The following is a 20,602-nucleotide window of genomic DNA, read 5'->3' as shown; positions in this document are numbered from 1 at the left end:
TCCCGTCCCCGGAACGGCCGCCACCTCCCTGATCGCGGCGCCCCGCGGCCGACCCGGCCGCGGGGCGCCGCCTTGTCAGCGCCCGGCCGGCCGCCGCGCGGGGCGCTCCGCGTTGAGCGCGTCGACCGCCCCGCGGACGTCCCCGATCGTCGTGTAGTCGACGGCGACGAAATTCACCGGGCCGCCCCGCTGCCGCTCGCACCGGTGCGCACGGTCCAGCACCCAGTCGCGGGCGTTGACCTCGCCCGCGTCGATCCTGCTTCCGCCCGCGACGGTGACGAAGTGGTTGAGCAGGAAGAGCCGCTTGCCGGTGCCGCCGCGGTGCGGGACACAGTCCATCTCCTGCGGGCTCCGGAACGCGAACGGCGTCTCCATCCCGTAACGGTAGAAACTGCGGTACCAGGGCGCGGGGCCGTCGGCCTGCTCGGCGAAGACCACGAGGCGCCGGCTGCTGTCGAGCATCTCGCCCAGCGTCGGCCACGCCTTCGCGGGGTCGGCGTCCGGAGTGTGGACCAGATCCAGCAACCCCGCCTTCCGGAAGGCCCGCTCCGTGTCCTCGCCACTGATGGCGTCCTGAACGATCAGTGTCACGACCTCCGTCGGATGCGACCGCATCCATGCGCCGATCGCCTCCAGGGCCGGCACCAGCTCGATCGCACCCGCCCGGCACACCGCATGGCACAGCCACAGACCCTTGCGCGGGGGATTGATCCGATTGACCGCGGAGGTGATCAGCCGGCGCTGCTCGGGCGAGAACTCGGGGGAGTCCAGCCGCTGCGCGATCTCCTCGGGCGTCTCCCAGTGGTACGTGTCGATCTGCAGTGCCCGGACCCCGCTGTCGAGCTGGGCGGTGATGTCGGGGTCCTGGAGCGGGCCGATGAAGCGGTCGGCGGTGGTCGACATGGCGTTGTGCGAGGTCACATATGCCACCTCGTCGTACCCGCGGTCGCACAGCTCCGGGCTGCCCTGGCAGATCCGGGGCACGGACCGATTGATGCCCAGCGGTACGAGCAGGACACCGGCCAGCGCGGCGCAGCTCGCCCCGGCCGCCAGTCCTCGGACGCGAGGGGCCGTGATCGAGGCCCGCGGCCGGACCCCGATGGCCCAGCCGGTTGCCACCAGGAGCGCCCCGATGACCAGCGGGATCAGAGCGGTCGTCAGCGCGGTCAGCGCGATCCGGTCGAGCGCGGTGTTCTGTACGTCCTCGACCAGCCGGGTCAGGCTCGGCGGCCAGGAACCCGGCGGGGTGATCACCCGTCCGCCGGTGGCCAGGCGTGCCACCAGTACGGCCAGAGCGGTGAGGACCGCGCCGGATGCGAGTGCCCAGCCCGTCAGCATCAGCCTGCGCCCGGAGGCCGCAGGGCCGGCGAACCACAGGACGGTCAGGGCGGCGACACCCAGCACGGTGGCGATGGCCTCCACCAGGGCGAGTCCCTCGTGCGTGAAGGTGCGGGCCCCGTGAATGGAGTCCAGCTGGTTCCCCGACGCGGCGAGCGCCTCGGTGATGTCCCAGGTGCCGCCGCCCGCCGTGGTGCGCAGCCCGGCCGCGGCGGCACGGGTCCGGTCCGAGACCGCTGCCGGGGCCACGGCCGCCAGCGCTGTGGCGACATCGCCCTGCGCCAGCGCGACCGAGACCTCCGGGCGCAGCGCCGCCCGGCTTCCCGCGGGCACCGCCCGCAACAGCGCGTCGGTGGCCTGCGCCGCCTGGCCCGGGGACAGGGGCAGAGCGGGCAGCCCGCTGGGGACCTGCCCGGAGAGCAGACTGTCCAGCGCCTGCTCCAGGTCGGTGGAGAACCGCGCGAAGTCCGGCTCGGGCTTCTGCTGGAGCGAGGCCACCAGATCACCGAAGTAGATCTGGGCGAGATCGGCGAGGTTGTCCACCACCGGCGTGATGTCCACCGTCAGCCTCAGGGTGTTCCGGTCGCCGCGGAGATACCCGACGACGCTGTCGATCTGCCGGTGGGTCATCTCCCGGACCGTCTGCGGATCCAGCACGACCTTGATGTTCGAGGTCACCACCGCCTCCGGGACCGGCAGCCGTGCGAGGAGATTCCTGGTGACACCCGATGCCCCGGGATCCACGAGCACCTGGTCGTAGAGCCGGTCGTAGGCCTCCTCGTCGTCGAGGACCGACTGGTAGAACGACGGGGACACCACGGTGCTGCGCGCTGTCGCGGCAACGGCCATCACCAGCGTGCACACGGCCGCCACGACGAACGCGGCCGTGCGCAGCGGGTGCCGCACACCGAGGTCAGGGCTCATCGGCCGAGGACGGGATCTCCTGTTCGGTCCACAGGGCCTTGCCGTCATTGCTGTACCGGGTGCCCCAGTGGGTGGCGAGCTGGGAGACGATGAACAGTCCGCGTCCGCCCTCGTCGACGGTGCGCGCATGGCGCAGATGGGGCGTGACCCGACTGCTGTCGTGCACCTCGCAGGTGAGCGAGCGGCCCAGGATCAGCCGCAGCTGCAGCGGAGGGGTGCCGTAGCGGACGGCGTTGGTGATCAGTTCGCTCACGATGAGTTCGGCCGCCTCGGCCGTCTCCTCGTCGAGGTTCCAGCCGTCCAGCCGGTCGCGCACGAGCGTACGGGCGATGGCGGGCGTGGTCGGGTCGTGGGCCAGCTCCCAGGTCGCGACCTGGTGGGGCGGGACGACGCCGGTACGGGCGAGGAGGAGCGCGGCGCCCTGGGGACAGTTCTCCGCCGGAAGGTTGTAGACCACGTCGTCGCCCAGGTTCTGCAGACTCCGGCCCGGCTGCGCGAGCGCCTCCCGCAGCCGCTCCGCGGACGCGTCGTCGGTCACGAGGGCGCTGGTGAAGAACGCCAGGACGCTGCCTTCGTCGAGCTCGTACACAGCGGTGGCGAACGGCGAGGTGTCGGTGGAGAAGAGCGAGGGCCCTTCGGGTACGTCCAGCACGGTCGTGGTGCCGTCGGGCGTGACGAGGAGCGGTGTGGGATGTCCCGCCCGTGCGAGGGTGCACAGACGGGAGAACGGGTCGTAGACCGCGTACAGGCAGGTCGCACTGGATGCTTCCTTGCGCAGCCGGTCGCCGGGCGGCAGCGATGCCCGTTCGACGGCCAGGCGTCCTGCGGTGTCGGTCAGCCGGGCCAGTACCTCGTCGGGCTCCAGATCGAGACCGGCCAGTGCGTGGATGACGGTCCGCAGTTGCCCCATGGTGATGGCCGTCTGGAGGCCGGGGCCCTCGACATTGCCGATGATCAGGGCGGTGCGCGCGCCGGACAGGCTGATGGTGTCGAACCAGCTGCCGCTGTTGCGCCCGGGCAGCAGGACGTGCGACGTCTCCACCGCGATCCGGGCACCGTTGCGCTGGGGGAGGAGACGGCGCTGGACCGTCGACGCGATCACATGGTCGCGCTCGTAGCGCCGCGCGTTGTCGATGCTCAGGGAGACATGCGCAGCCGCCGTCAGAGCGAACGGGAGATCCTGGTCCTCGTAGGGCTCCGTCTCCCGGCACCGGTAGAGACTCACCAGACCGAGCAGCACCCCGTGCAGCTTCAGCGGGACCACGATCAAGGAGTGGGCCCGGGTCGCCGCGATCAGCCGGGCGGTGTCGGGATCCGCGTCGAGCCACGGCGTCCGGGGACCGAGCTGGACGAGACGGGGCCGGAGATCCGACGCGGCCAGAGCGAACGGCGTACGGGCGGGCAGCCTGCGCATCTCTCCGACCAGGGCGTCCCGCTGCCCGGCGCCACCGAGGCCCCGCACCGCCGCGCGGCGCAGCGGGACTTTGAGCCCCAGGGGCCCGGGCGGCGGATCCGAACCGCGCAGGACCTCATCCACCACCTCGACCACGGCGAGGTCGGCGAACACCGGAACGGTGGCCTCGACGAGTCCCTCACAGGTGGCCCCTACATCGAGGGACCTGCCCACCTGTGTGCGTACCGCGGCGAGACAGGCCTCCCTGACGCGGGTCTTCTCCTGCTCATTGACATCGACGACGGCGGCCAGCAGCCCGAGAGCGTGCCCCTCCGTGTCGTCCAGACGGTAGGTGGAGACCATCAGACTGCGATCGGGGCCGGGGTCTTCCATGAGCCGGCCGCGGATCACGCGGTCGTGCACAGCCACGCCGCTGTCCAGCACGCTGCGCATGGCACGCTCCTCCTCGCCCGGTCGTTCGAAGTGGTACGCGTCGGTGAAGTAGCGTCCGATCAGGCTCTCCGTGGAGGTGTCGTCGTCGCGGAGGTTGACCCGCACCACCCGCAACTGCGTGTCCAGAACATGCAGGCCCACCGCCGACTGGGCGAACAGCGTGTCCAGGAGCGCCGCATCCAGGCCGTCGACCGCCTTCGACGCGGGGTCCGGTGCACCGGCGTCCGACACGGATTCACCCCCATCAGGCTCCGTCCACCGCGCGAATCGGTGGGTAGGGACAAGCGTCGACGCTCGCTGCGGGCTGCGCCATCGGTCGGTGGCAGACGAGTGAAGCGTTGCCGGGACCACGCAGGAGCAACGGCCCGCGCTGCTCCGCACCCCCTTCTAGGTGGTCGCCGGCGGGCCGGGCGTCGCCACGGATTCCGGCGCGGACTGCGGTGTCGGGGGCTCCGGTGCCGGTTCCGTGTCCGCTGCCCCGGTGGACGGGGGAACCAGGGCCGACGGTTCGGTGGACGCGGAGGGTGATTTCGAGGCCGGCGCCGGAGGGGACGGCGCGGACGGCGGCGGGGAGGTCGCGGGCGACGGTTCGGACGGCGGACTCTTCGACGGAGCCGGGGACGAGTCCGGCGTCGAAGGGCAGGGCCCGTCGGACGCGCCCGCGGGCTGCGGCGGGCAGGACGAGAAGATCGTCTTCGCGGGCGGTGCGGTCTTCTTGTCACGGCTGCCGGTGTCACCCGCGTCGCGCCTGAACCAGCCGTCGTTCTCCGGATCGAACAGGATGAACGCCTTCACCGCCCGCGGCGCGGGCTCCACCACCACGACGTTCGAGGAGCGGTACCCGGGCCAGGCGTCGCCCACCAGCTTCACACGGCCCTTCACCGCGACCGGCGGGAGCAGCGGGTTTCCGCAGGCACAGCGCACCCGTGGCACACCGCGGTCGTCGACCAGGACGGCTGTGCCCGTCTGGAGCACGGCCTGGAAGCTGGTGGGCGCACCGTCGCGGTACCCGTGGTTGGTGACCCGGGTGTCCAGCCTCAGCTGGACCGGGGTCAGCGAGCGCAGATAGCGGGGAACGCCGGAGGGGGCGATCCCCAGGACCGAGGCGAACGCGGCGTTCTTGCCGGAATCGGCCGTGAGCGCGGCGATCTGCTTCTCCACGTCGCAGCCGGCGACGTCACGGGTGCCGCCGTACAGGCCCGGAGTCGAGCCCCGCACCGCCTGCGCCACGTTCGCCCCGGTCGCGGAGGGGCTGGGCAGCGGGGTGGGTGTCGTCGCCCCGGAACTCGTCCGTGCCGTGGACGGGGTGTACGGATCGGGGCCGGCCGAGCCGGCGGCCTGCAGGAAGACCTCGCCGCCCGCCACCGATGTGCCGTCGGGACGGGTGAGGACGACGACCAGCACCACCGCGGCCACGATCACGGCGGTGATCGACGCCACCAAAGGCACCGACCGCCATCGGGGGCGCCCGGGGCCGCCGCCGGAGCCGGACGGCTGCGCGGCCGCATCGCCGGGTCCGCCGGGCCCGTGCATGCCGCCGGAGCTGCCACCGGCCGGGGGTCCGGACGGCGGGCCGGAGGGACGGTGCGGCGGTGGCGGCACAGGTCCCTCCTGCGTGGGGCCCGAGAGCGGGCCGGAGGGGGGTCCTGTGGGGCGGCCGGACGGCGGGGGTCGGTCGTCACTCACGGGTTCTTCTTCCGGGCGATGGGGATCGGTTGCCGGGCGATGGCGATCAGTTCCGATTGTTCCCTTACGTGCACATTGTGTGCTCCGTACTCCTGAGGCCCGCAAGCCGACGCCGACCGGCTCTTCCAAGGGGCGGAGCACCCGGCGCCGTGCCTAGCGTGGCCCCGTGAGCGAACAGGGAGCCGGGGACCGGAGCGGCGTGGCATGCAGCGCCTCGCACGGCTGGGGCGATGCCCTCGTCACCGTGCTCGCCGGGCTGGTGGCCATGGCCGTCACGGCGTCCCTCGGACTGTGGGCGGCCGGCGCGTCGGGGCTGCCGGACGGTGCGTTCCCGCACGTGGTGGCGGCCGTCGTCGTGATGGCGGCGGGCGGCACGGTCGACCTGGCGGGGGACGCCGGGGACCTCGCGCGGACTCACGCGGATCTCTCGGCGTGGCCGCTCTCGGTGACCCTCGCCGGAACGCTGGTGATCGCCGCGGGCTTCCTGCGTCCGCTGCGTCACCGGGCCGTCGCGGGCACCCGCGAACTGGCGGGCTGGGCCGCCCGGGTGGCAACGCTCTGGGCGCTGGTGCTCATCGGCCTCTCGCTGCTCGCCCGCCGGACGTTCGCCGTCACGGTCGGCGGCCCGACCGGCACGGTCATCGGTGATGTGCTCGACGCATCCCCCCGGGTCGGCTTCCGGGCCGATGTCCTCCTCACCCTCGTCCTCGGCCTGATCTGGCTGGCGGGGGTCCTCGTCCTCGCGCTCCTCGTATCACGGGCGGCGCCGCTCCCGGCCCGGCTGGTCCGCTTCCAGGAGCCGGTGCGCCCGGCCGCGTACGCCATGGTGGCGCTGCTACTCGCGTACGTCGTCCTGGGACTGGTCGTCGGGCTCGTAGCCGCCGCGACCCGCGGGCACCCGGCCGAGACGTTCGCCGTGATCCTCCTGGGGCTGCCGAACCTCGTCTGGCTTTCCTGCACGCTGGGGCTCGGGGCGTCGTGGGAGGGGAAGGCGGATGGCCCGTTCGCACTGCCCGTGCCACAGGTGCTCGACTCCGTACTCCGTACGCCCGACATCTCCACCCTCGACGTCACCACGCTGGCCGAGGCCGACGCACGGTCCTGGTGGCTGGTCGTCGTCGCCGCGGCCCTGACCCTGTCCGCCGCGTTCCTCATGGCGATTCGCTCGCCCGCCCGGATGCCGCCCCGGCAGCACGCCGTGCACATGGCGGTGGCGCTCGTCCTCACCGTGCTGACCATCTGCCTGACCGCCCGGATCTCCGCGCACTACGGACTGTCGCTGCTGGGCATCGGGGACATGGACGGCGGCCTGGGCGGTGAGGTCATCCTCCGCCCGCACCTGGGCAGCGCACTCGCTCTGGCCGCCCTCTGGGGACTGGTCACCGGATTCCTCGGCAGCCTGCTCGCCTCCAGGGTCCTCAGGCGCGGAGAGGTGCCGGGCTGATCGCCGCACCTACTGCCGGAAACCGGGGAACACAGGCAGCGCCCAGCGCGGCGGCCCGGGCGGTGGCCCGGACCCGGGGGAGCGTACGGCGCTCCGGTTGTCGATCCGGGTCGGCGGATGGTTCTCCCGCGCACCGCCCCCGGCGGCGGAGCGAAGGGCGGCCACGAACTGCAGACAGGAGTCGTACCGGTCGTCCGGGCTCTTGGCCAGGGCCTTCGCCAGTACGTCGTCCACGGCCGCAGGCAGATCGGGACGCAGCTCGGTCAGAGGCGGGGGCGGGTCGAACTGGTGGGCCCACAGCAGCGCCATGTCGTCGTCGCGCCGGAACGGCGGTCCGCCGGCCAGGGTCTCGTGGACGACACAGGCCAGGCTGTAGACATCGCACCGGCCGTCCACCGGACGGCCGGAGATCTGCTCGGGCGCCACATAGTCGAGCGTGCCGACGAACTGGCCCACGGAGGTGAACCCGGTCAGCGACAGCGACTTCTTCGTCAGGCCGAAGTCCGTCAGGTACACATGCTCGGGGTGGTCGCTGTCCGTGCCCGCCGCGATCAGGATGTTGCCGGGTTTGACGTCCCGGTGCACCAGCTCGTGATCGTGGGCGGCGTCGAGCGCGGACGCGACCTGGGCGGCGATCCGGACCGCCGTGTCCATCGGCAGCGGGCCCTCCCGGTCGATGCGGGCACGCAGGTCCTGACCCGCGACGTAGCGCATGGCGATGTAGAGGACGCCCTCGGTCTCACCGGCCTCGAAGACGGGCACGATGTGCGGGTGGTCGATCGCGGCCGCCACCCGTGACTCATGGGTGAACCGTTTGCGGAAGGTGTCGTTGCGGGCGAGTTCGGGGGCCAGCAGCTTGAGGGCGACCGTGCGGTCCAGGCGCAGATCCCGGGCCCGGTAGACCACCGCCATGCCGCCGCGGCCGATCTCGCTCTCCACCACATAGCCCGCGATCTGCTTCCCGAGGAGGTCGGAAGGCCTGCCGACGGGCAGTCCGCTGTCCGGCGAGGAGTGCCCGGCGGCCGGGGGCCGTGGTGCGGGCTCGCGGGCCATCACCCCTCACCTGCCCGGGTCGGCGGATGCGCGGCGGGCGGCCCGGACTCGCCGACCGGCCGGACGACCTGTGTCGCTTGCTCGTCTCCTTCGACCTGTGGGACGACCTGCGTCGCATCCGCTTCCACCGCATCCGCCGGCCCGTCCACCGCAGCCCCGCTCGGCCGGCCCGGGCCGGCCGAGGCCGCGTAGGTGCTCAGCCGCGTCCCGTCGCAGTACACCCAGCGCTCGTGCTCGGCGTCGTACAGCCACACCGCCTCGCCGTCCACGACCACCCCCACCCGCAGCCCCTGCGCACGGCGACGGAAGGTCTCCCCGTCGATACGCTCATCGGCCAGTTCCTCCGCGGCGCGCCGGTACCGGGCCAGCGACTCCTGGACCCGGGCCAGCAGCGGTCGCGGGTCCGCCGTACGGGCGAGGGGCTGCGCGGCCGGCGGCGGCCCGTGCGGTACGGATACGAGCAGACGGCCGTCGACCCAGGCCGACCAGCCGTTGGCGCACAGGACCCGCCCCCAGTCCCCGCGCCGGTCGATGAGCTGCACCGGGAGCAGCGGGTCGAGCGGTTCCGTGGGGCGGGACACGTCGGGCGCCTCCCAGGCGGGCATCCCGGCCTGGGGGACGACATGGGTCGGGCGGAACTCCGGAGTCACCATCGGCGCCTGCTTCCGCTATTTCCGCATGATCGCGGGTTCATGCCGCCGCAGCAGCCGGGCGACCGCGAATCCGAAGACGACCGAGAGCACCACCAGCATCCCCATGTCGAGCAGCCACACGCCCGCGGAGTGCGCGAACAGCGGGTCCGCCGTCAGCCTGCCCGGCACGATCCTGCCGAGACCGATCGTCCCCGCCATCGCCCCCAGCGCCCACCGGGAGGGGACCAGCCACGACAGCTGCTCGATCCCGGGCACCCCGTTCAGCTTCAGCAGCGCACCGCAGAAGACGACCTGGACGATGGCGAGGAGTACCAGCAGCGGCATGGTCACCTCCTCCTTGCGCACCAGCGCGGACACCAGCAGACCGAGCATCATCGCGGTGAAGGACAGCAGCGCCACGGTCAGGGTGATCTCCACCAGCGGTGGCAGCAGCACCCCCTTGCCTCCCGGCGCGTTGAGATCGACGCCGACGAGACCGACCAGCGTCAGAACGACAGCCTGCAGCACCGTGATCGTGCCCAGGACCACGACCTTGGACATCAGATACGCCGATCTGGACAGCCCCACGGCGCGCTCGCGCTGATAGATCACCCGTTCCTTGACCAGTTCCCTTACGGCATTGGCCGCGCCGGTCAGCACACCGCCGACACACAGGATGAGCAGCGCGTTCATCGCCGTCTCCTGGGTGAGCCGGCTCCCGGCCAGGGCGCGCGTCATCGCGCCCATCACGAACGGCAGCGCGATCATGATCGCGAGGAAGGTCCGGTCGGCGCTCAGCGCGGCCGCGTACCGCCGTACCAGCGTCCGCAGTTGCGCGCTCCAGCTCCTGGTTCTCGGCGGGGGCGCCACGGGGGCAGCGGCGGCGTGCGGAAGCCGGGGCTGTGCCGTGGCATTTGCGATGTACTGCCGGTGGAACGGGGACGCGGCGTACTGCGCGGCCCACTCCCGCTCGTGGTCGTTCTCGAACGCCTCGAAGGCCTCCGGCCACTCCTGGAAGCCGAAGTAGACCAGCGCCTCCCCGGCGGGGCCGTAGTAGGCGATCCGGCCGCCGGGCGCCAGCACCAGCAGCCGGTCGCACATCTCCAGGCTGAGCACACTGTGCGTGACGACGATGACGGTTCGCCCGTCGTCGGCGAGGCCGCGCAGCATCTGCATGACGGAGCGGTCCATGCCCGGATCGAGTCCGGACGTCGGCTCGTCGAGAAAGAGCAGCGACGGCTTGGTCAGCAGCTCCAGGGCGACGCTCACACGCTTGCGCTGGCCGCCCGACAGGCTGTGGATCGGCTGGTCGGCTCGCTGTTCGAGGCCCAGTTCGCGGATGACTTCGGCGACCCGGGCCCGGCGTTCGGACTTCGCGGTGTCGTGCGGGAAGCGGAGCTCCGCGGCGTATCCGAGGGCCCGGCGCACGGTCAGCTGGGAGTGCAGGATGTCGTCCTGCGGTACGAGCCCGATGCGCTGGCGCAGCTCCGCGTAGTCGTGGTAGAGATCGCGTCCGTCGTAGAGGACCGTCCCCTCGTCGGCGGGACGGAGCCCGGTCAGGGCGTTGAGAAGAGTGGATTTTCCGGCGCCGCTCGGCCCCACCACTGCGAGCAGGCACTTCTCGCCGACCGGGAACGACACATGGTCGAGGAGTGTCTTGCGGCCCCGGTCCACGGTGACCGCCAGATCCTGGACGTCGAGCGAGACCTCACCGGTGTCGACGAACTCCTGCAGGGTGTCGCCCACCAGGCTGAACGCGGAGTGGCCGATGCCGACGATGTCACCGGGTGCGACCCGGGCGCGGGCCACCGGCCGGCCGTTGAGGAAGGTGCCGTTGTGCGAGCCGAGGTCGACGATCTCGTACGTGCCGTCCGGTCGTCTCCGCAGCTCCGCGTGCCGGCGCGAGACGGTCAGGTCGTCCATGACCAGGTCGTTCTCGCCGCTGCGGCCGATGCGTACGGTACGGGCGGGCAGCGGACGCACGGTGGTCGGCTGCCGGAAGGCGCCGGTCGCCAGGGGCGCGGAGACGGCGGACGGGCGTTCGGCGGCGGGAGGCGACGGCCGTTCGTGCCCGATGAGCACCGCGCGCGGCCCGTTCGCGGGGTGACCGAAGCGGATGACGCTGCCGGGGCCCACGCCCGATTCATGGATGCGCGTGCCGCCGGTGTACGTGCCGTTCGTGCTGTCCTCGTCCTCGAGCGACCAGTGGTCGGCCACGGGCCGCAGCACCGCGTGGTGCCACGAGACCCGTGCGTCGTCGATGACGATGTCGCTGAGTGGGTCGCGCCCGACGTGGTAGTCCCGGCTCGGACTCATCACTGTGGGTCCCGCGTCGGTTTCGAGAACGAGTTCGGGCGCAGTCGGCGCGACAGGCCGTTCTCCCATGCCCAAATTCTAGCTATACGTGCCGTTATGTGCCCGACGTGTCCTTCGGACCGGGTCCGGCGTCGAGGTGCGCGCCGGGCGCGACGGGAAGCCGGCCCTCACCGTCACGGTGACCGCCGCCTCCCGCCGCAACCCGTACGGTCTGCTGCCGCGCCCGGGGCACGCACTCCCTGCGCATTCCGTTCGGGCTCAGGCGCCCAGCGCCGCCGAGACCACGGCCCTGGCCTCCTCCTGCACCCGGCTGAGGTGGTCGGTGCCCAGGAACGATTCGGCGTAGATCTTGTAGACGTCCTCGGTGCCCGAGGGGCGGGCGGCGAACCAGGCGTTCTCGGTGGTCACCTTGATGCCGCCGATCGGTGCGCCGTTGCCGGGCGCCTCGGTGAGCACGGCCGTGACCGGTTCACCGGCCAGGGTGTCGGCCGAGACCTGTTCGGGAGAAAGACGCCCGAGGACCGCCTTCTGTTCGCGGTCGGCGGGGGCGTCGATCCGGGCGTACGCCGGCTCGCCGAACCGAGCCGTGAGCGCCGCGTAATGCTCGGACGGGGACTTGTCCGTCACCGCCAGGATCTCGGAGGCGAGCAGCGCCAGGATGATGCCGTCCTTGTCGGTCGTCCACACCGATCCGTCCCGGCGCAGGAACGAGGCCCCGGCCGACTCCTCGCCGCCGAACCCGAGCGATCCGTCGACCAGTCCGTCCACGAACCACTTGAAGCCGACCGGTACCTCGACCAGTTGACGGCCCAGTCCGGCGGCGACCCGGTCGATCATTCCCGAGGAGACCAGCGTCTTGCCGATGCCCGCCGCAGCCGGCCACTGCTCGCGGTGGGCGTAGAGGTAGTCGATCGCCACGGCGAGGTAGTGGTTGGGGTTCATCAGCCCGGCGTCGGGGGTGACGATGCCGTGCCGGTCGGCGTCGGCGTCGTTCCCGGTCGCGATCGAAAAGCGGTCGCGCTGCCCGATCAGCGAGGCCATCGCATACGGCGAGGAGCAGTCCATCCGGATCCTGCCGTCCCAGTCCAGCGTCATGAACCGCCAGGTGGGGTCGGCCAGCGGATTGACCACGGTCAGATCGAGCCGGTGCTGTTCGGCGATACGGCCCCAGTACGCGAGGGACGCGCCGCCCAACGGGTCGGCGCCGATCCGCACTCCGGCCGAGCGGATCGCGTCCAGGTCGAGCACGGACGGCAGGTCCGTCACATAGCTGCCGAGGAAGTCGTACGTCCCGGTGGTCGATGCCGCACGTGCGCGTACGTACGGCAGCCGGCGTACGTCTTTCATTCCGGCCGCGATGATCTCGTTGGCCCGCTCCTGGATCCAGCCGGTGGCCTCCGATCCTGCCGGGCCGCCGTTCGGCGGGTTGTACTTGAACCCGCCGTCACCGGGCGGGTTGTGGGACGGCGTGACGACCACACCGTCGGCGGGCCGCGCGGTCCGGCCCCGGTTGTGGGTGAGGATGGCGTGCGACACCGCAGGGGTCGGGGTGTAGCCGTCGGCGGAGTCGATGAGCACGGTCACGTCATTGGCGGCGAACACCTCGATGGCGGTGACCCGCGCGGGCTCCGACAGCGCGTGGGTGTCCGCCCCGAGGAAGAGCGGCCCGTCCGTGCCCTGCCGCGCCCGGTACTCGCTGATGGCCTGGCTGGTTGCGGCGATGTGGTCCTCGTTGAACGCGGTGGCCGTGGACGACCCGCGATGGCCGGAGGTGCCGAACGCCACCCGCTGGTCCGGCTCGGCCGGATCCGGGTGCAGCGTGTAATACGCGGTCACCAGCCGGGCCACATCGGTGAGATCCTCCGGCCGGGCCGGCTGTCCAGCTCGTTTGTGCGGCATCTGCACTCCTCCGTATCGGTCGGTCGTCACGATCTTCCCCTCCGCCATTTTCGCGGGTGGCCCGCACCGGTCCGCGACCGCCCCACCGCGGACAACCGGGATGTGGCGGGTTCCGGCCGAACGGGAAGAGACCGGATGACACCGAATGCGTCCGTATCGGCCGGTGGCATCCTGCTGCGCGAGGCCGCCGCCGAGTACGGCTCGCGCACGCTGCTCACCAGCGGCCCGCTCGACGGACAGGGGAGGCTCCCGCAGGCACGGCGGCCCGGCTGCGGACATGACCGCCGGGGAGCGGGCGGGGGCGACCGGGTGAACCGGGCGGCGGACCCCCGCAGGATCGCGGGGGGACGAGGGCTGCGGCACAGTGGGCATATGGACGATCTGAATGCCCTCGCCGACGAGCACCTGGCCGTTGCCCGCAGCTCGGCACACGGCCGCAGTGCTCACCGCCTGCTGCATGAGGAACCCCTGCGCCAGACCGTCATCGCCCTCACCTCGGGCTCAGCCCTCGACGAGCACAACGCTCCTGCCGCGGCCTCGCTCCAGGTGCTCCGCGGCAGGGTCCGCCTCACGGCGGCCTCCGGCGATGTGGAGCTGAGCGCCGGAGGACTCCACCCGATCCCGCAGGAGCGGCACGGGCTGCTGGCGCTGGAGGACGCCGTGGTGCTGCTGACGGCCGTCAACGAGTGACGAGTGACCACTGACCGGTGACGGAAACGGATCCGGGGGGTGCGGCGGCCGCGGCCTGGCCGGAGCGGCCGGAAGTACCGGCCATCAGCCTTCCACCTCGCCCTCGAACGGCCGGACCTCGATGGGCAGCGTGATCGCCCGCGCGGCCTTGCGGCCCCAGTCGAGGGCGGCGTCCTGATCGGGGGCCTTGATGATGCACAGCCCGCCGAGGTACTCCTTCCCCTCGATGTACGGGCCGTCGGTGAGCAGCGTGTCGCCGTCCTCGGCCCGCACGACGGTGGCCGTGGCCGGCGAGCTCAGTCCGCCTGCGAACACCCAGGCCCTGGCCCGTTGGAGCTCCTGGTGGAAGCCTTCCACGTTCCGCATGATCCGTTCCAGCGCCTCGGGGGAGGGCGGCTCGCCCCCGGACGGTGTGACCACGCTGAGCAGGTAGTGCCTCATGGTGTTCCTCCTCGGCTGCGATACCGGTGCGATACCGGCGCGGTGCCGGTGTCCCACCCTCTATACGAACGGGCGCCGCCCGGATCGACACGGAACACGGTCGTGTTCGAGGAAATTCTTCCCGAGTCTTGTGGGAGCGCTCCCAGGGTCGGCAGGATGAGACGGTGACCCCGCCTGCCGGCCCACGGGCCTACCACCCCGGCGACCGTGCGGCCCTCGCGGACATCTGTGTCCGGACGGCCGACAACGGTCAGGACTCGCGGCATCTGTACCCGGACCAGGAGCTGATGCCGACGATCTTCGCCGCGCCGTACGCGTATCTCGAACCCGATCTGGCCTTCGTGATCGACGACGGTACGGGCCGGGCGGTCGGCTACATCCTGGGGACCGCGAACACAACGCGGTTCGTCGAGGCGTTCCGGGAGAAGTGGCTGCCGTTGGTCGAGGAGCGCTTCCCGGCGCTCGACGGCCCGCCGCGCACCCCCAGCGAGGAGATGACCGGCCTCCTGCACGACCCGGAGCGGATGATCCTCCCCGAACTGGCCGCCCATCCGGCCCACTTGCACATCGATCTGCTGCCCGCATGGCAGCGCAAGGGGTACGGCAGGGCATTGATGCGCACGTTTCTCGGTGCCCTGCGTGCCAAGGGGGTCGAGGGCGTGCACCTGTCCATGCTCACGGCCAACACCCCGGCCAGGGCCTTCTACGACCGCCTCGGCTTCGCCGAGATCCAGGTCCCGGACCCCGGTCCCGTCACCTATCTGGGGCGTACCACCGAAGCGGACCTGTAGCGGACCGCCGCCATCGGCGGTACGGCGCCCACTCACACGGTTCGCTCCATGCACACCAACTCGTCCCGCGCGTCCCAGGGTTCGGCCTCGGCCGTGCGAAGACGTCTTCGCGCCATCCGTGCCGGACTGGCCGAAAAAGGAGGGTGTCGCGGAAGTCGGATGGGCAGGTACTGGTGTACGAGCACGGAAGAGGGGCGCGGCGGCCGGTGGCGAGGGGCGTGTGACGTGAGGGAGCAGACCGTGTGGCAGTTCTCCGACGATCGTGGACAGTTGTCGACCGCAGGGCGGCGTCCGGCCCGGGTGCTCGCCTATGTCCAGGCCGGAGCGACCCTGTGGGACCACGGGATACGCCCGAGCGTGGTATTCGGCTCGGACCATGACGACCAGGCCGTGCCGGACGTGGCGAAGACCGGATCGCTGTCGCTGACCGAGACCGGCTATCTCGGCGCGGGCAGCACCCTGGACGTGGACACCCTGCTGAGCGGCGAGCCGGACCTCGTCGTGGCCGTCAGCTACGGCGGCGGCCATGTCTACGGGCTCGCCCCGGAGACCGCCAAGCGTTTGGAGGAGCACGTGCCGGTCGTCGTCATCGACGTGGGCCAGGCGCGCACCCTCGCGGAGATCGGCGACCGGTTCGCGCAGCTGGCCCGCTCACTCGGCGCGGAGGAACCCGCGGCGGCCACACATGACCTGGACGCCGCCCGGGTCCGGCTGCGCGCGCTCGCCGCCGGACCGGACCGGCCCCGGGTGGTCGCCCTCTCCCCGGCCGGCCAGGACCGGACGCACCTCGCCCGCCCCCGCATGTGGCCCGCGCTGCGCGTGCTGGCGGAGCTTGGCGTCGACCTCGTGGAACCGGCCGAGGGACCCGGTGCGAACTGGTCCACGGTCGGCTGGGCGGACGCCGCGGCGCTGCGCCCGGCCGTTGTGCTCGCCGACATCCGGGCCAACGCCACGCCGCTGGACGAGCTGCGGACGAACGAGGAGTGGTCGGCGATCGCACGCACTGCCCGCGTGGTGCCCTGGAACCCGGAGCCGGTCTGCAGCTCGCTGGCCCATGCCCGGTTCCTGACACTCGTGGCCGATGGACTGGAGGCCGCCGCCGGCCTCCGGTGACGTACGAGGAGAGAGGGCGCGGCCGGAGTGAGCCGATGCCCCGTACGGACGCTTCCGATCGCGCCGGCCGCTCCGATTCGCGAGGCTGGCCAGGAGCGTCCCGAGTCGTCACCGCACGTCCCCAGGAGCAGGCATGCAGCAGGACAAGCACCCGCCCTACCGTCCCGTCGTCTTCCGCGACCGTTCGGCGGGCTACGCCTTTTTGACCCGGTCCACCGCGTCGAGCGAGCAGACGATCGACTGGGACGACGGCAACAGCTACCCCGTCATCGACGTGGAGATCTCAGCGGAGAGCCACCCGTTCTTCACCGGGAAGGCCCGCGTGGTCGACACCGAGGGACAGATCGCCAAATACGAGCGCCGGTACGGCGACGAGGGGCGCAAGGACGCTTCCTGACCGGCTGTACCGAGCGAAGTCCCCCGGCCCACCGCGGAGGGCCGGGGGACTTCGCTCGGTATGAGGCTGCCGCCTCCGGCAGGCTTCTCGACCGGCGACCGCCGACGTCTCCGCAGGGGCGGCGTACCGCCTTACGCGCCGGACCTGGGCGGTCATCGACGGCAGGCCCGTCATGGATGTGATCAACACTCGCTTTGCACGCGGCAGGATCGGGCTCAATGTGTTCTCAGGCCGCACCGCCTGCAGGACACCTTCGTCACCGCACTTCAGGAGACCCGACCCCCATGCTCGACAGACTCGACCTGCTCGTCATCGGCGAATGCGTCGCCGACATCGTCCGGCTGCCGGGTGCGGCCGATCAGGTCCACCCGGGAGGCAGCCCGGCCAACGTCGCGTACGGACTGGCCCGGCTCGGTCACGGTGCCATCCTGCTGACCCAGCTCGGCCCTGACGACAACGGTCGCCTGATCAGGGACCACCTCGCCGGAGCCGGGGTCGAGGTCCGCACCGACCGTGCCACGGAGCCCACCCCGTCCGCCGCCGTGACCCTGGACGGCAACGGGCGGGCCGCGTACACCTTCGAGATCACCTGGTCACTTGCCCCGGTCTCCCTGGACCGGCCGCCCCAGCACGTCCATACCGGTTCTCTCGCGACGGTGATGGAACCCGGTGCGGCCACCGTCCTCGCCGCCGTCGAGTCGCTGCGGTCGCCCGCGACCGTCAGCTACGACCCCAATGTGCGGCCCGAGCTGATGGGGGAGCACGACGCCGCCGTCCGCAGGGTCGAGCGATGCGTCGGCCTCAGCGATGTGGTCAAGGCCAGCGACGAGGACCTGGCATGGCTGTATCCGGGCGGGGAGCCGGGGGAGATCGCCGAGCGCTGGCTTGCCACCGGCCCGGCGATCGTCCTCGTCACCCGCGGAGGCAACGGCGCGCTGGCCGTCTTCCCCGGCGGGCGCGTGACGGTCGCGGCGCTGCCCGCCGGCGTGGTCGACACGGTGGGGGCGGGCGACGCCTTCATGTCGGGCACCCTGCACGCCCTCGCCGCGCACGGACTGCTCGGCGCGGACGGCCGGGAAGGGCTGCGTTCGCTGGACCGGGGCACCGTGACCGACGTCCTGCGCCATGGCGCCGCCTCCGCCGCCGTGACCGTCGCACGGGCCGGAGCCAACCCGCCGGACGAGACGGAGCTGAAGGCGGCGCTCGCCCTGGGCTGAACATGACGGTGCGGGCACACGGCAGGAGCCCGCCCATCACCCGTGCCCGGGCACCGCCAGATGCGGGGTGCTGTCGTCGTCCAGGAATTCGATGACGGCCAGGGCGATCAGCGCACACACCGCGATCCACACCGTGACCAGGCCGGTCGGCCGGTCCCAGGCCACCAGGACCGCGGCGGCTACCACGACCACCGTCCAGTTCAGCCAGTTCCTGGCCCGGTGCACCCACCTGCCGACCGGGCCGCCGGTGACACCGGCCGCGTCGCGCACGGCACCGATGCCGCCGCTCCACATGGCCTTGACACGGGTGGCGGCGCGGCCGCCACCGGTGAGCCACGCCGCGAGGGCCACCACGATGCCGAGCGTGATCACCAGGCGGACCAGGGTGCGCATATGACCGAGCAGGGCGTCGAAGACCGAACCGGCCGCGGGCTGGGACACCTCGGGCGGGAGGCTGTCGAGATAGAAGGCGCGGCCCACCCAGACGGCCAGGCCCAGCACCGCGGCGCCCGCCGCGACCGCGAGCGCCGCCGTGACCAGTGCGCGGCGGCGGCGTACCGCGAGAAGGATCCCGCCCGCGGCGAGCACCAGAGTGACCAACGGCAGCCAGAAGCCGATGATCTGCAGGGCCCGGAACCACTTCTTGGCCTTGCCGACCGAGTCGGACGTCAGCACCGTGAAGTCGGTGTGGATCTCCGGGATCTTCGCGGCGACCGTCAGCCCCCGGTCGACGAGGCGTTGCTTCACGCGGTCGATGACCGGCGCCAGATCGATGGTGACGGTGTCACCGGTGAGCCTCACCGGCCCGCCGCCGCTCCCGGACAGCGCCTTGATCGTCGCGGACTGGGCGGCCCGGTTGAGGTCGGTCCAGATCGTCTCGAACTCGTCGCTGGCGACGAACTTCTCCACGGTCCCGTGCACGAAGTCCGAAACCCCGGTGGTGAGGGGGCCGCTCAGCCTGGAGAGCGCCCTGTCGACGACCGGCCGGTCCGCAGGGGCGACATCGGCCAGCAGCGCCTTCACATCGAGGTGTTTCATGACGGCGCCGGTGACACGATCGGTCACCGCGGACTGCACATCGGGGTCGGATGCGAGCGGCGCCATCATCGCCACATAGTTGTCGGTGTCGCCGATCTGGTTCTTCGCCCAGGTGGACACGATGCTCAGCGGCGTGAGGACGGCGGCGACGAGGATGAGCAGCACGGCGAAGAACGAACGGGCCCGCGGCCGGTGCCGAGCCGGGGCACGGGCCTCCAGCACCGCCACCCTGTCACGCAGCGCCTCCAGTTCCGTTTGCGCCTGTGGGGACTTCGAGGGGTTGCCGTCCGCTTCCATGCCCCAAGGGGATGCCCTGCCGGTGCGGTCAGCGCGGCGGGCTGCTGCGGACGGGTGAACGCGGTCACCGGGCGCGCGGTGCGGATCGGTCCACTCGGCCTATCGATGCCCCGTTCGGCTCAGTGAGCGCATCCTCGCCGGGGCCACTGCCGTTCGACCATCGGCAGACGTGGTCGATTACGCAGGACGGGGGCGGAGCATGGGGCGGGCCGACATGGGTGTCGCTGTGACGGGCGTGGGGCTGGTGACCCCCGCGGGCGCGGACGAGCAGACCTTCTGGGCGGGACTCTGCGCCGGTGTGTCCGTGGCCCGCAGCTGTGACGAACTGGCGGGACTGCCCGTCGACTTCGCCTGCCCGGTGGAGGGGATCGACCTGGACGAGGCAGTCGGCGGACGCTCGGTGTGGAGGATGGCGCGGTTCGTGAAGATGGCGCTGGTCGCCGCCCGGCAGGCGGTGGCGGACGCCGGACTCTCACCGGAGTCGTGGGACGGCGACCGGGTGGGTGTGGTGCTCGGCGTCGGTGTGGGCGGGGTTTGCGTGCTCGTCGACCAGGTGCGCAGGCTGGACGAGAACGGGCCCGCGGCGGTGTCGCCGCTCCTGGTTCCGATGATGATGCCCAACGCCGCCGCCGGGGAGGTGGCCATCGCGCTGCGGGCCCACGGCCCCAGCCTGGCACCGGCCACGGCCTGTGCGTCCGGGGCGAGCGCGATCGCCGTCGCCCGCGACCTGCTGACGAGCGGCCGGTGCGATGTGGTGGTGGCCGGCGGCGCGGAGTCCGTACTGACTCCGCTGGTGGTGAGCGCCTTCGCGGGCATGGGAGCGCTCTCCCTGCGTACCGGCGATCCGGCCGGGGCGTCGCGGCCGTTCGCCGCTGACCGGGACGGGTTCGTGATCGGTGAGGGCGCCGCCGTGCTCGTGCTGGAGCGGACGCATGACGCGCAGGCCCGCGGGGGGCGGCCGCGTGCCCTGCTGACCGGTGCGGGTTCCGCCACCGATGCCCACCACCCCACGGCCCCGGACCCGGAAGGAGCCGGTGCGCGCAGGGCCGTGGAGACGGCGCTGCACGAGGCGGGCTGGGCGGCCCGCGAGGTCGACCACATCAACGCGCACGGCACATCGACCCCGCTGAACGACGCGATGGAGAGCGCGCTCATCTCCGGGCTCTTCCCCCACCGGCCGTCGGTGACCGCCCCGAAGGGAGTGCTCGGGCACACCCTCGCCGCGGGCGGGGCGATCGAAGCGGTGGCCACCGTACTGACGCTGGAACACGGCCTCGTGCCGCCGATCGCCAATCTGGACTCGCCGCCGGACGGGTTCGACCTCGACTGCGTCGTCAAGGAGCCCCGCCCGCAGCGTGTCGAGCGGGCGCTCAGCCACTCCTTCGGCTTCGGCGGACACAACGTCGTACTCGCCTTCCAGCGCGTCGAATCGGACCGCCCGCCGCGGACGGCGCCCGGTGTCCTCACCGTCGGCTGATCG

Annotated in this window: 16 protein-coding genes; 7 read left to right on the top strand and 9 right to left on the bottom strand. The window is 72.0% G+C overall.

Translation table 11 applies throughout. The features are described from left to right. Window positions 1-75: 75 nt before the first annotated feature. From OG507_RS03880 to OG507_RS03870, 3 genes are all read right to left on the bottom strand, one after another. A complete protein-coding gene (locus tag OG507_RS03880) occupies window positions 76-2,262 on the bottom strand; it encodes a hypothetical protein (protein WP_327365706.1) in 2,187 nt (728 codons plus the stop codon). After that, a complete protein-coding gene (locus OG507_RS03875) occupies window positions 2,252-4,339 on the bottom strand; it encodes a SpoIIE family protein phosphatase (RefSeq protein ID WP_327365705.1) in 2,088 nt (695 codons plus the stop codon). Before OG507_RS03875 ends, OG507_RS03880 begins: the two co-directional genes overlap by 11 nt. Before the next feature lie 156 nt (window positions 4,340-4,495). Beyond that, window positions 4,496-5,794 (bottom strand): DUF6777 domain-containing protein, encoded by a 1,299-nt coding sequence (locus tag OG507_RS03870; RefSeq protein WP_327365704.1) that lies wholly within the window; start codon window positions 5,792-5,794, stop codon window positions 4,496-4,498. 166 nt (window positions 5,795-5,960) lie between these two features. Between OG507_RS03870 and OG507_RS03865 the strand changes: the two genes are divergently transcribed. Further along, window positions 5,961-7,238, top strand: coding sequence for a streptophobe family protein (locus tag OG507_RS03865; protein WP_327365703.1), 1,278 nt, complete (start codon window positions 5,961-5,963; stop codon window positions 7,236-7,238). Between the two features lie 9 nt (window positions 7,239-7,247). Here the strand turns inward: OG507_RS03865 and OG507_RS03860 are convergent, their stop codons facing one another. The 4 genes from OG507_RS03860 to pgm form a co-directional block, all read right to left on the bottom strand. Next, on the bottom strand, window positions 7,248-8,291 hold the full coding sequence (locus OG507_RS03860; RefSeq protein ID WP_327365702.1) for a serine/threonine-protein kinase: 1,044 nt from the start codon (window positions 8,289-8,291) through the stop codon (window positions 7,248-7,250). Then, complete coding sequence (locus OG507_RS03855; protein WP_327365701.1) at window positions 8,291-8,944, bottom strand: hypothetical protein; 654 nt, start codon at window positions 8,942-8,944, stop codon at window positions 8,291-8,293. The genes OG507_RS03860 and OG507_RS03855 overlap by 1 nt, the downstream gene beginning before the upstream one ends. Before the next feature lie 15 nt (window positions 8,945-8,959). Continuing rightward, window positions 8,960-11,308: an FHA domain-containing protein gene (locus OG507_RS03850; RefSeq protein WP_327365700.1), complete on the bottom strand. Its 2,349-nt coding sequence runs from the start codon at window positions 11,306-11,308 to the stop codon at window positions 8,960-8,962. A gap of 189 nt (window positions 11,309-11,497) precedes the next feature. Beyond that, window positions 11,498-13,138 (bottom strand): phosphoglucomutase (alpha-D-glucose-1,6-bisphosphate-dependent), encoded by a 1,641-nt coding sequence (gene pgm / locus OG507_RS03845; protein ID WP_327371856.1) that lies wholly within the window; start codon window positions 13,136-13,138, stop codon window positions 11,498-11,500. Between the two features lie 372 nt (window positions 13,139-13,510). Between pgm and OG507_RS03840 the strand changes: the two genes are divergently transcribed. Beyond that, window positions 13,511-13,828 carry a cupin gene (locus tag OG507_RS03840; protein WP_327371855.1) on the top strand — a complete coding sequence of 106 codons (318 nt, stop codon included), beginning with the start codon at window positions 13,511-13,513 and terminating at the stop codon, window positions 13,826-13,828. A gap of 84 nt (window positions 13,829-13,912) precedes the next feature. On the opposite strand, the gene OG507_RS03835 is transcribed toward OG507_RS03840, so the two are convergent. Further along, complete coding sequence (locus OG507_RS03835; RefSeq protein WP_327365699.1) at window positions 13,913-14,269, bottom strand: YciI family protein; 357 nt, start codon at window positions 14,267-14,269, stop codon at window positions 13,913-13,915. Between the two features lie 164 nt (window positions 14,270-14,433). On the opposite strand from OG507_RS03835, the gene OG507_RS03830 reads away from it, so the two are divergent. The 4 genes from OG507_RS03830 (at window position 14,434) to OG507_RS03815 (ending at window position 17,787) form a co-directional block, all read left to right on the top strand. Further along, the gene (locus tag OG507_RS03830) at window positions 14,434-15,060 is read left to right on the top strand and encodes a GNAT family N-acetyltransferase (protein WP_327365698.1); all 627 of its coding nucleotides are present in this window, start codon (window positions 14,434-14,436) and stop codon (window positions 15,058-15,060) included. Between the two features lie 225 nt (window positions 15,061-15,285). Then, window positions 15,286-16,173, top strand: coding sequence for an ABC transporter substrate-binding protein (locus tag OG507_RS03825; protein WP_327365697.1), 888 nt, complete (start codon window positions 15,286-15,288; stop codon window positions 16,171-16,173). A 133-nt stretch (window positions 16,174-16,306) separates the two neighbouring features. After that, the gene (locus OG507_RS03820; RefSeq protein ID WP_327365696.1) at window positions 16,307-16,570 is read left to right on the top strand and encodes a type B 50S ribosomal protein L31; all 264 of its coding nucleotides are present in this window, start codon (window positions 16,307-16,309) and stop codon (window positions 16,568-16,570) included. Between the two features lie 284 nt (window positions 16,571-16,854). Beyond that, window positions 16,855-17,787: a carbohydrate kinase family protein gene (locus OG507_RS03815; RefSeq protein WP_327365695.1), complete on the top strand. Its 933-nt coding sequence runs from the start codon at window positions 16,855-16,857 to the stop codon at window positions 17,785-17,787. Window positions 17,788-17,823: 36 nt separating this feature from the next. On the opposite strand, the gene OG507_RS03810 is transcribed toward OG507_RS03815, so the two are convergent. Beyond that, complete coding sequence (locus tag OG507_RS03810; protein ID WP_327365694.1) at window positions 17,824-19,122, bottom strand: hypothetical protein; 1,299 nt, start codon at window positions 19,120-19,122, stop codon at window positions 17,824-17,826. Window positions 19,123-19,336: 214 nt separating this feature from the next. Here OG507_RS03810 and OG507_RS03805 point away from each other — a divergent pair, with 214 nt between their 5' ends. After that, a complete protein-coding gene (locus OG507_RS03805) occupies window positions 19,337-20,599 on the top strand; it encodes a beta-ketoacyl-[acyl-carrier-protein] synthase family protein (protein ID WP_327365693.1) in 1,263 nt (420 codons plus the stop codon). Window positions 20,600-20,602: the final 3 nt, after the last annotated feature.

The sequence above is a fragment of the Streptomyces sp. NBC_01217 genome (assembly GCF_035994185.1).
Classification (GTDB): domain Bacteria; phylum Actinomycetota; class Actinomycetes; order Streptomycetales; family Streptomycetaceae; genus Streptomyces.
Note: the sequence above shows the minus strand (reverse complement) of the source record. Positions and strands in the feature narration are given on the sequence as shown.